The 12654-nt window shown below is 69.2% G+C and carries 1 protein-coding gene; it reads right to left on the bottom strand.

Annotated elements, in window-relative coordinates; genetic code table 11:
* Positions 1–189 precede the first annotated feature (189 nt).
* Positions 190–12573, bottom strand: coding sequence for a putative filamentous hemagglutinin family protein (locus AC5P74_RS19595; RefSeq protein ID WP_495205037.1), 12384 nt, complete (start codon positions 12571–12573; stop codon positions 190–192).
* Positions 12574–12654: the final 81 nt, after the last annotated feature.

Raw genomic sequence — 12654 nt, 5'->3', positions numbered from 1 at the left:
TGATGCTGGCCCAGCCATCCACGCATGGCGTGGATCTACTGCCGAGTGGCTTCTACTGCCCGGCCTGCTTTGGTGGGTGCCGACCTTGGTCGGCACTGATGCTGGCCCAGCCATCCACGCATGGCGTGGATCTACTGCCGGCCGCGATCGTGCCGACCAAGGTCGGCACCTACCGGGATCGTTCGATGCCTACCGACGCTGCGTGCCGTCGTCGCGGCTGGCCTGCGGGAACTGGAATGCGCTGTCGGCGTCGTAGCCGCTGTTGGCGGTAGTGCCGCGCGCCGGCGGCGCTACGCTGCTGGTACCGCTGCCGAAGCCCAGGATCTGCACGCTGATCACCGACGGCTGGTTACGCCGTGCATCATCCTGGCTCTTGCGCATCACGTCCTGTGCCGCCTGGCTGGCGCTGTTGGCTGCCGCACTGGCCGCGGCCAGTGCATTGACGTTGACCGATGCCAGCACCGGCAGGCCCTTGCTCTCGCCCTGTACCTGGATGTTGGCCGCGTTGAGCACCTGCAGCGCGGCCAGATTGATGTTGCCGGAGACGCGTATACCGGCCTCGCCCGCATCGATGGTGCCCAGCGGTGCGATCAGATCGACGTCGCCCGGCGGCACTTCGGCGATGGGGTTCAAGGTCGCGATGCCAGCACCGCTGGCCGGGGCCTGCGGCGACAGGATCACATTGCCCCAACCGTCATAGACGCGGCGCGGTGGCGTGTACAGCAGGGTCGTGCGCGAACCACGACCGGCATTGATGTCACCCTGCTCCGACCACGCCAGGATGTCGCCGCCGAACGTGGTCATCACCCGCGACAGGCCCAGCAGCACGCTGTCCTGGCTGAACAGCCGGATATCGCCCTGCCCTTGGGTCACCAGTCCGGCACTGGCCGGGGGCACCACGCCCTGCACACCGATCACGATCTGCCCACCCGGTGCCATCAGCTCGATGTTGCCGCCCGCCTCGGTGCGCACGCCGGAGCCGCCGTACATCACGATATCGCCGGTACGGTCGATCGTCGCGCCGGTCGCAGCCTTGTCTGGCATCAGCGTAGCGATGGCCTCTCGCCCACGCAGGTAGGAGCCGAAGCGGGGTCCTTCTGCATCGGTATATTCCCGTCCACCTTCGCGCAGCTCGGCGTAATAGATCTGGCGCAGGAAGATGTGCTGCTGTTCCTGCGGCAGCGCATCGAAGGCAGCCAGCGCCCCGTCGCCGTCGGCAGCCACGCCGAAGCGCTGCTGCAGCCACTGCTTCAGTTCCTGGTCGTAGACCTTGACTGCCTTGCCCGGCTGCGACGCAAGCGATTGCGCGGGATCGGCAAGGTTGACGGGGTCCAGATAGCGGGCACGCAGGGCCGCGAAATCGATCTGCTGGTTGCCGGCCGTCAGCGCGATGCTGGCGCCGGGACGGGTGTCGCCCTGCACGATGCCACCGAGGCTGACGATGCTGCCCGCATCCTCCTGGCGCAGCTGGCGGCCGGCACTGATCTCGGTGTTGCCGGGGCCGGCGATGGTCGCGTTCAGATGCACGACGTCGCGGCCCGCCGCTGCCACCGTGATGTCGGTGGGCGCGGTGTTCAACGCGGTCATCGACACCCCGAGGATGTCCCGGCCTGCCCGCAGTTGCACGGCGCCGGCGGCCTCGAACCAGTTCAGCTGGGTGCGCTGCCCCACGTTGGGATTCAGCGTGCGCCGGGCGCCGGTGGCCAGACCGATGATGTCGCCCTGCACCGCGTAGAAGCGGCTCGGCGCCAGGGCCGCAGATACGGTGGACAGCGGAGAATTCGGACCGAACGCAAACAGCGGAAGCGACGCGTCCGGCGATGCAATGTTGCCGTCAACCGACAGGTTGTGCCGCGAGCGGGTCACATTGCCGCCGGAATCCCCCTGCTGGGCCAGGAATGCGGGGTCGAAGGGTCCCGGCAGCCGCGCGTCCGCACCCGAGCGTGCGATCTGGGTCGCGCCACGTTGGGCGAAGATGCTGCCACCGGCCAGCACGTCCAACCGTCCCGTTGCTGAGGGTGCCAGCAGGATCACATCCTGCGTCCCCGGCGTGGCGCTGATCCGGTCCAGCTTGATGTCGCCCTGCGCAGCAATGGCGCTGAAGCGCGAAGGATAGAGCCAGTAATTCAGCAGATCATCACCGCCACGCACATCAAGCTGGACCTGCTCGCGCCACAGATTGCTGCCGGTCACGTTATCCGGCCCGGCGAGGCCTGGCGCGAGGTCTCCACCGGCACTGAACAGATCCACGGCCGTGCTGGCGGTCCACAGGGAGAACCACGTGCTGCCTGCAGCGCGCGCGCCATCATCCTGCAGCACCGCGCTGTAGTTGGCCAGCGGAACCCGGCCTGCATCGGCAACCCCGCCAAGCACCACATCGCCCCGTGCCTGCAGCTGCGCGACCGCATCGCCCAGCACCAGCACCGGTCCGCCCATTGCGCGGGCGGCGTCGGCGGCGAACAGATCGGCCGCACGCAGCTGGCCCAGCGTCGCGTAGTTTTCCAGGGTGACGCCCATTGCACCGATGCGCCCGGCATCCAGCTGCAGGCTGCCACGCAGATTGCTGAAGGTACCGTTGAGGTCGAGATTCTGTCCCGCCCTGGAGGCATTGAGGCTGGAGAACGTCGCCCGCAGATTCGGATTCAGTGCGCCACCGATGCGCAACCGCAGGTCGCCGCCACCGGTCAGGTGCAGCTGGCCATTGCTGACGCGGCCGGTCGATCCCACCGCCGCGATGATCGCGCCCGAGCGTGGTGCGCTCAGCGAGCCCAGCGCGTCGCCCATCGGATCGCGGACGCCGGCATTGCGCCCGGCCTCAAGCGTCAGGTCGCCGCCACCCAAGGTGCCGAAGCCGGTGAAGCCGACCATCCGCGGAGAGGCGCCAGCGGCAGCGGACACGTTGGTGTAGGTACCAAAGTTCACCCACCAGCTGGTCGGCACCGGCTCCACGCCGGTGGTGCTCCCGGTTCCCTGCCGCCACAGCCAATTGCCGACCGCGGCACTGGAGTACAGCGCCCAGTCGCGCTCGCTGGTGCCCGACTCCGCGCGCGCGGTCCAGGCGTCGCCGACGATATCGCGCCCGGCTTCGACCCGCAGGTTGCCACCATGATCGGGATACCAGGCCTGGTAGCCTGCGATCGCTGCGTCATAGCTGCCCGGCACCAGGTTCGGCCCCAGCAGTGCAGTGTTCCAGGGAGCCGCTGCACGGGGCGAATTGAAGGCAGCGTCGTGGCCCCCACCCAGCGCGGTGGGAGTGCCGGCGGTGTAGACACCGAAGCCTGACTTCATCACGACGTCACCGGCAGCGAGCAGTTCCATGTCCCCCTTGCCGGTGCGCAGCACGCTCCACGCCGGCGTGCCCGCGCGCTTGCCGTAGGTAGTCACTTCGGTCTGCGTGCCGCCGCCGGCGCAGTAGGTGGGCGCGGTACTGCAGAACTCGTCTTCGGTCATGCCGAACATCGCGGCGAAGTCCTTCGCAGGGGTGCCCACGTAGGACTCGTCACCCCAGTAATCCAGCGAGCCCTGCGCGGCCACCTGGCGGGGTGCCGGGCCGCAGTAGTCGGCCGACATCGCGCAGAACTCATCTTCGGTGAAGCCGAACATGTCGGCCAGCTCTGCGATCGGGCGGCCCGCATAGGACGTGTCGCCGATCCAGTCCAGCGATGCCCGCTCGGTCAACGCACGATCACCCACCCAGATGATCTCGGTCTTGACCGTACCGATCGAGCCCTGGTGGGTATCGGCCAGCACCACGCTGCCTTCGCTGCCCCAGCGCCGGCTGCGTGGATCGGCCGCCCCGGCATCGGCACCGGCAACCACGGTCAGGTCCCAGGAGGTGGTGCCCTCGGCCAGCATCGGCGCCAGCGCCCAGTTGCGCCCCTGGTTGCCATTGGCATCGGCCGGCCTCAGATTCACCGGCGCGTCGCCGGGCAGCTCCACCTTGGTCAACGAGGGAATGTACGCGCCCACCTTGAGCGCGACTTCCCGTGCCAGGCGCAGCGCAACCGGCAACACCGCGCCGGCGGGCCACTCCTGTGCCGCCACCTGTACCGCACTGCGCAGGCGGAAGCCGGCTCCCAGCCGCGCACCTGCCGCCAGCACCAGCGGCTCCTGCAGCACGGTGCCCGCGGCCAGCGTCTGCCCGGTGTCGGTGGTCACTGCCGCACCCAGTACGGTACCCGCGGGCAGGCGCAGATTCTGCGAGATCACCATCGGCGCGGGCAGCACGGTACCAACCGGAAGCGTTACCGATTCGACCGGCACGTCGTAGTTCAGGCGGGTGCCGGCCTGGAACTCGGTGCCGGGCTGCAGCTTCACTCCGTCCACCGGCACCACCAGGCCGCTGCCGAAGGGGGTGTGCCCCGCGCTGCCATTGCGGCCCTCATACAGCTGCCAGCCCCCCTCATCCGGCGTGGGCGGTGGCGGTGCGAAGCCATCGTTGATGCTGCCGTAGACGTTGATGTTGCCTTCGGCCCGCAGCACCAGCGAGGCCGATTCGCCGAAGCCACGCCGCGATGGATCGGCGCGGTTGGCTTCGGGTCCGTAGCGGTAGCCGGACAGATCGATGTCGCCGGCAATGGTCAGGTCGCCGTCCGGGTTGGCGTCGCTGCGCCGCGCCACCACCTGCACGCCGGCACGAAGGCGGACGTCACCCAGCGCGCGCGTGCGCTGCTGCAGGTCCGGGTTGCCCAGCACACCATCGATCCACGCCACGCTGTGCGGATCGACCACCTGGTCCAGCCACTGCTGGGTAACCAGCTGCGCGCGATTGCCGCGCACATCAGCGGTGCTGGCCAGGGGCGCATCGTCGTAACGGCGGACACCATTGAGCTGGATGTCAGCCGCGCCATCGATGCGCAGGCCATTGGCCGCGGCAATCGCCGCGTCGTTGCTGCCCACCCGCGGCACATCGATCTTCAGCGAGCCCCGCGCCATGCCGTCGTTCTGTCCAGCGCCGTCGCCGACGGCCACGCCGCTGCCGGCACGCAGGTCCAGGTGCGCCGCGCTGCCCAGACCCACGGCGCCTTCGGCGCTGCCCAGCGTGATGGTGGCCCGGTTCGGACTGTCGATGATCTTGCCATGGCTGTCCACGCGCAGGCCGGTACCGTGCGCGTCCAGCGTGCCGTCCACCTGCAACTGGTCGCGGGCGTACAGGCGGATGCTGCCGACCTGCTCGCCGCTGGCATCGATGCGGCCGGCCACGGTCAGGCTGCCCGCGTCGACACTGATGTCGACCCGGCGCGCCTTCACTTCGTCGCCGATCCGAAGATCGCCTTCACCGATCTGGAAGCTGCGGCCGCCGACGATGCCACCGGCGGTCAATCGCTGGTTGAGGCCGGTAAAGTCCTGCAGCTGGCGTGCCCGCACCACAAGTTCACCACCGTCGTAGGGCACCAGCGTGCCACCGGCATCGTAGCGGCCACCTGCGGCGCCCTGCAGATCACCGGCCAGATCGGCTCGGCCAGCCATTGCGGTGACCGTCATGCGCCCGGCGCGGTTGTTGCGGGCGGAAACATCGATGCGGGAGGCCGCATCGGTGCGGATGTCACCCGTGTCGCTGGACAGCAGGACATCACCGCCCCAGCTGAACCTGTCCACGTCGTACAGCGGGACCTTGCGCCCGGCCAGGTCCAGCACCGCCCGGCCGCCAAGCGTGATGCCCTGGCGTGCGCTCGCCGACAGCCGTCCTGACGCCAGCGCGATCGTGCTGTCCAGCGTGATCCGGTTGGCGTCGATGCTCAGCTCACTGCCCAGTGCATCGCCACCCGCCTTGCCGGTGCCCCCGTGCAGGCGGAACTCGCCGCCGGAGCGCACGCGCAGCTGCGCGGCGGGATCGGCGGTCAACAGCGGGGTATCGATGCCGAGGCTGCCTCCGCTGTACTGCCAGCCCTTGTCGGCCAGATAGTCGCCGCGCTGCTGGAACACGTCCAGCGTGCCCTGCGCGGAGAACGACAGCTGCTCCGAAGCACTCAGGTTCAGCGCACTGAATCCGAGCACCTGCCGGTTCGCAGGTACTTCAGAGCTGGGACGGCTGAATGGCGCCCGCCCCAGCTGCAGCTGGCGGGTGACGATGTCCAGCTGCCCGGCGCCGAGCCGGTCCACCATCGGATCGGCCGGCGGCACCGACGCGTCGCTGCCCGGCGCCTGGCTCGCCGCCAATGCGCCGTCCCAGACCAGCGTGTCCACCAGGATGCGCGCGCGGTCGGTCGCCGCACCGTAGCCGCGGATGGCCTGCGCACCCAGCACGAGCGTCTGCAGGCCACTGCGGCCGGTGGCACTGTCGCGTGCGTCCAGGTCGACGCTGCCGAACACGTTGACAGAATCCCGCGCGACCAGGCTCAGCGTGTCCAGCGCCGGCGCGCCGGTCGCATCATTGCCGCGCAGCAATTGCTGCAGCACGGACTGGTTCATGGTCATGCCACTGGGCAGCGCCCCTGCCGCAGCGGCCTGCGCGATCGCTTCGGCACTGCCGAGGTTCAGCGCCGCCATGCTCAGGCCCAGCTGGCGGGTGCCATAGCTGGCCGAGTCGCGCATCTGCAGCGTGCCATCGGTCGCTACCGTGATGCTGCCATCGGAAACCAACCGGGCCTGGCCGTCGCACGCCGCCTGGCACCCCCCGATGTCGATCGCCACCGGGCCAGCCCCCACGTCGGTGGTGCCGGTGATCAGGTTCAACCGCTGGTTGGACGCTGCAAGCAGGCCGCCGGAGACCTGGTAAGGCAGGGTCGCGTTGGCATCCGCATTGGCGGATGCAAACGGCAGTGTATCGAGGGTCGCGCCGGCCTCGACCAGGATGCCGCTGCCACCGGAGGCCGCTGCCACCAGCACTTCCGGTGCGTTCAGGGTGACACCGGAACGCACCGCCACGCTGCGCGCCTGGCCGGTCACCGCCACCTGCGAGGCGACCTGGTTGAACTGCCCGCCGATGATCATCCGCGCCGGCAGGAAGGCATTGAGCGCGTCGTCGCTGAAGGTGGCGCCGCGATCACGCGCCTGCGATCGCGCGCTGCCGCCAACGATCTCCAGTGAACCGACCGCCGGGCTCGCCAACGTGGCTGCCAGCGTGCCGCCGCGCCCCTTGTCGGTAGCGGCGCCGAACCGCGCGGTGCCGGCGAAGCGGATGGCAGGCGTGTCTGCGCGACCGGCGCCTTCGCCCAGCGCAAGCGTCAACCCGAGCGCATCGATGGTCTGCCAGCCACGCGACTCGCCTCGACGGTCGGCCACCGATTGCGCGAAGCTGTTGTAGGAGGTTTCGTTGTAGCCCGAGTGCCGGCGCACCACTTCGGCGGGCGTCAGCAGGATGTCGGTGAGCAACGGCGAAATTGCCGCACCCAGTGCCGTGCGCTGCTGCCCGGACACGCGCCAGGTGCCGGTGCCGGTCGCCATCGGTTGCACGATCCCCGAGGTGCCGGTAGCGCCCAGCTCCACCCGGAATGCGCCGGGCTGCAGCGCATAGCTTGCCGGCATCAGCGTGTAGGTGCCGGCCGCCAGCCCGGGCACGCCAGCCGGCACGGTGATCTGCTGGCCCACCGCCGGAGCTGCGAATCCTTCTTCCCCGCTGGGGGCGAACGCCCCGGCGCGCCCCGGTACGATCGCGTACACCGGGTTGCCCGACGCACTGAACGCGTAGCGCGGATTGGCGTCGGCCAACGCCGTGCGCAGCACGTCGACAGAGCCGCCGCGCCCGGACACGAAGGCCGCACCGGTCAACTCACCACCGCCGGACATGTCCAGCAGTGCCCCCGACGCCACCTCGATCTCATTGGCCTTCAGGGTCACCCCCATCGAGGAGATGCCGGCCGGCGTCAGCGAGCTCAGGCTGCGCGTGCCTACCCGCCAGTCGACACCATCGACGGTGCCACCATAGGGCAGCGACAAGCCGGCACCGCTGGTGGAGGTAGCGCTGCCTGGCAGCAGTTCCACCCTGCTGCCGATGGTTCCGTTCTGGATCAGACCGCCCAGCTGCAGCGTGCCCATCGGCGCCTGTACGTTGCCGCCCTGCTGCACCGTGGCGGCCACCAGGCGAAGCGTGCCCAGCGCCGATTCCGGCGCCGGCTGCGTGGCCGCACCTGTGCCGTGGATTCGCAGCACGGCAGCTGGATCGGCCCAGTAATCAGCGGTCTGCACGGTCTGCGCCGAAGCGCCGGCCACCAGCGTGCCGACCGCGCCTGCGGTGGGGTACAGGCGCGCAGCGGTGACGTCCATCGAACCGGCCGTCATCAACGCGCTGGTTTTGCCACTGCTGGCAATGCCGTTGGTCAGGCGCACGTCGCTGCGGCTTTCCAGCGCCACGTGCCCGAAACCCGGCAACCAGGTGACGTCGCGGATATCGATCAGCGCGGCCTGCACCGCCAGCGCGTGATCGTCCGGCCCGGCCGAAGCGACCGACGCAGTGCCCTGCAGGTTCTCGCCCGCCAGCTGGCCCCAGCGCGCCTGCGCCAGGCGGACGTAGGGCGCACTCAGCCGCAACGCCGACGACGGCCCGGCATCCACGGCCATGCCCAGGCTCGAAGTGCCCTGGCCATGAATGCGCAGGCTCTGGGCCAGGCGCAGGTCGACATCGCCAACGGCGCGGATGTCACCGAACACGGACAGGTTGTCGAAGCCGCCCGCCTGCAGCTGCTCGACCGACAACGCGGCGTGGCCATACTCCAATGCGGCCGGCAGTGGCTGCACCGGTGCGCTGTGCTGGCTGAGGGTGATCGCACGTGCCCGCAGTACCTCCTCGCTGGCGCCACGTGCATGGATGCTGCCGCCGAAGGCCAGCCCAAGCGTGCCACCACGTGCGCCGGCACCACCGGCGGCCGCGTCCATTCCGCCCTCCAGATACAGCGCATTGGCCGAGCGCAGCACGATCTGCCCGCCGTCGCTGTCCACGCGTACGCGGCCTTGGCCGTCGATATCCAGCTCGGCCGACGCACCCCGCGCCTGCAGGCGCGCGCCGCGTTCGACCACTACGAACGCTTCCGGTGGTCGGTTGTCGACGAATGCTGCGGTCTCCCAGTCCAGCGCCCCGCCAATCTCAATGCGTCCGCCCGCGCGCACCTGCCCACGCAGACGGCCGCTGGGATCGGGCAGCGAGATCGCGTCCGCATCGGCATCCAGCAGCGCGCCTTCGGCGAAACGCCAGGTGCGTTCGGTGCGCTGCCCGGCGTACAGCGCATTTTGCGGACGCACATCGTCGATCACGATGCGCCCGCCCCTCGCACGCAGCATGCCTTCAACATCGATGTTGCCTGCACCCAGCAGCGAGATCGTCTGCCCTGGATCGACCGCCACCAGCGCATCCTTGCCGACGCGCAGGTCACCGCCCACGCTGTTGCGGTCCGAACGCAGGCTGATACTCGCACCGGCGCGCTGGCTGACGCGCCCGTTCGACGGATCGGCGCTGTACAGCGGCACATCCCACGCCGCCAGTGCGGACGCCCGATCGGTTGCCATCTGCGCGTCCTGGGTCAGGCGAAGGCCTGGCAGGGCAGCGACCAGCCGCGCGCCATCGGCCACCTCCACGCCTTGGTGGCCATTGATGTCGTACTGCGCGAAGCCACTGCCGAACAAGCCGGTGTCCAGTCGTAGCGACGCGCCCGCCGGGTCCGCATCGCCCACCCGAACGTGGCCACCTGTTCCCAGCGAGAAGGAACCACTGCCCTGTCCTCGACCACTGAACCGGCTCCCCTCACCCAGCTGCACCCGACCACTGCCGTCCGTCGTAACCGTGCTGCTGTTGGCCTGCAGGCTGACGCTGCCCCCTTTTCCGATGCGGGCCTTGCCGCGCAGGTCCAGCGCGGCGCCGGCCTCGACGTCCACCGTTGCCTCGGCGGCCACGACCACGTCATGACTGTTGCTCAGGCTCAGGCGGCCGCCATCCGTCCAGGCACCGCTGGCGTCGAGCGGCATCGGCAGTGACGCGTTGCTCCATTCGCCGGAGAGATCGATCCGCGTGCCACCGGCAATGGCGGTGCGGGCGCGGCCATCGTGCAGCAGCGCCGTCGGCCGCCCCTGGACATCCAGCAGGTTGCCCGCCGACAGCTGGCCGCCGGCAATGCCGATGTCGCCTGCCAGTTCGACCTCGCTGCCGGTCAGGTTGAGCTGCCCACCTGCCTGAAGCCGAAGGCTGCCGTCGATGCGGATGCGATCGGCGGTCGCCAGGTCGATCCGTCCCCACTGCTGGGCACTCAGCGCTGCGATATCCAACCACACCGTGTCACGCCGCTCCTCGTTGATCGGAGCCAGCAGCGACCACGCCGCCTTCGCCGGAGCCTTGTCATCCAGGCGCACATCCGAGCCGAACACACCACTGCGGCCCTGGCCGTCGTAGCGCCCCAGGTACAGCTGCGCATTGCGCGCCACTGCCGTCTGCGCCTGCGCATAGCCATCCAGCGCGGCCTCCGGCCTGCGGTTCTGCTGCGCGCCCTGGAAGGTGGTCGTCTCAACCTTCCCATCCAGCACTGCGGTCGGTGCGGAGACGATCAGCCGACCTGCATCGCGGCCGACGGTGTATCCGTTATCGACACGCTGCGCCGCGAATACGATCGGATCACGGAAGGTCTCAGTGATGCCCCAGCGCTCCTGCTTTACTTCATGGCCGCTGTACAGGCCATCGAACAGCATCTCCGCCGGCGCCTCATCAAGGCGGTAGACCTGGCCGTCGACGCCGCGCACCCAGCTCTGCCGGATCACGCCGCTCTGCACATCCAGGCTGCCGCCGGCAAGGTTGATGCGTGAGCCACCGTTCGTGATCACTTCCCTGCCACCCAGCAGGACGGTGCCTCCCTGCGCAGCCCATTCGCCGATCGAGTGTCCCTGGTTGTCGAGATAGCCACCCACCTCCAGCAGGCCGCCTGCAGCGTACCAGCGCTCCCCCTCGTAGCCCCCGGTACCGGCCGGAACGTGGACCAGCCTGCGGCGATCGACCCAGACTTCACTGCTGGTCAGCTTGCCGCTGTCGCGGTTGTCCAGGGCATCGCGCAGTTCGTTGCCCTGCACCTTGACCTGGACATTGTTGCTTTCCATCGACACCTGCACGCCCACTGCGCCGGACACGTCCACGCGCGCGGCATCGTCTACGTAGCTGCGGGCCGCCGCATCGGCGATGATCTGGCCGCCCGTGGCAACCGTCAGCGAATCCCTGCTGAAATGGATGTTGCCACCCGAGACGATCTCCACCCGCGACTGGTCCCGGCGATCATTGTGCTGGGACAGATTGTCGAAGGTTGCCGAGCGCGCGCCAGCGCGGATCGCGTCCTGCTCTGCCGACTCCTTGATGAGGCTGTCGCGCTGCGTATCCAGCACCGTGGCCTTGCCATCGTCCTCGATCAGCACCGCCGTAGTGGCGCCATCGGCGAGCGTGACGCTGCTGCCGGCATCACTGGCCGAGGCCAGAAGATGCACGGTGCCGCGCTGTGCGAGCGTGGTGCTGGCCACGGCCACACCGGCCTGCTCGACGCTGCGCCCGGCCAGAGTCACGTCACCCTCAAGCGCGCGCAGCAGGCCGGTGTTGCGCACGCTGCCAGCCGTGCTGCCGGCGATGAAGCGCGGCGCGATCTCATTGCCCCGGGTGGTGGAGCTGGTGTTGGTGGCCGTACCCACGCCGCGCCGGATCACGAAACTGTCTCCCGCAGCGAGCTGCACCTGGCCCTTGCGCGCCTCGATATGGCCAGCATTCTCCACGCTGTGCCCGGCCAGCAGCACGTAGCCACCGCCGCGCGTCGCACTGGTCGGCTCATGGGTCGCGATGCGGGCACCCTGCTCCACCATCACCTTGCCGAACGCATCGCTGAGCGTGCTGCTGCTGGCGTCGGCGCTGTACAGGCCATTGTCGCGGAACTGCGCATCGCTGATCCGTGCTGCAGCCGCCAGCAGATTGCGTACATTGACCTGGCTGTTGTTGCCGAACACCACGCCGTTGCGGTTGGCCACGAACACCGTGCCATTGGCCTTCAGCTGGCCCAGGATCTGGCTGGGCCGCGCCTGAGGATCGTTGACGCGGTTCAGTACTGCCCAGTCAGGGTGCTGCAGGAAGTTCAGCGTAGTGTTGCCGCCGATGTTGAAGGTCTCCCAGTTCAGGATCGCCTTGTCCGCGGTCTGCTCGACCGTGACCTGCACCCGCCCGTCGCTGCCCTGCGACTGGATCGCCTCGCGCGCGTTGAGCCAGCCACGGGTCAGCGGATTCTGGTCGACGCTCAGGCCGTCCTTGCCGAGGCCATCGGCAACGATGAAGCCAGCTTCGCGGCGCGCCTGCCGCGCCTGTTCCTGCAGGCGCTGCTGCAGGGCAATCGCCTGCGCCGCCGTGCCAAGATTGTCGATCGACTGCTGCAGCTTCTGCCGTGCTGCGTCCTGCTGCTGGGCCGGCAACTGGAACTGGATCGGCACGCCGTTGGGCATCCGGCCACTCTGTGCCGCGCTGCCCTGGGCCGCGCCCCGTTCGGCGAACCAGCCCGGACTGAACGCCTGCTGCGCCTGGCTGGCCGGGGCCACCATGCTCCCCAGTGCGACTGCGATGGCCCACGCCATCGGATGATTGCGGCGCATCGACGCGGCCGGACGAACAACGGACGGGAGCGGGTGCGACATCGGAACCTCATCAACCTGGTGGGCCGCGGCTGCGGCGACGATCGGGGAGGCACGCGCAACGCATGCCCTGCCACTGATAGA

Source organism: Stenotrophomonas sp. YJH_SMC_94-11, assembly GCF_059370435.1.
This window is presented reverse-complemented; position numbering and strand designations above follow the sequence as displayed.

What these genes read in the sequence shown, in the direction of transcription:
- AC5P74_RS19595 (WP_495205037.1), bottom strand. Translation starts at nt 12,573, where the DNA reads ATGTCGCACCCGCTCCCGTCCGTTGTTCGTCCGGCCGCGTCGATGCGC.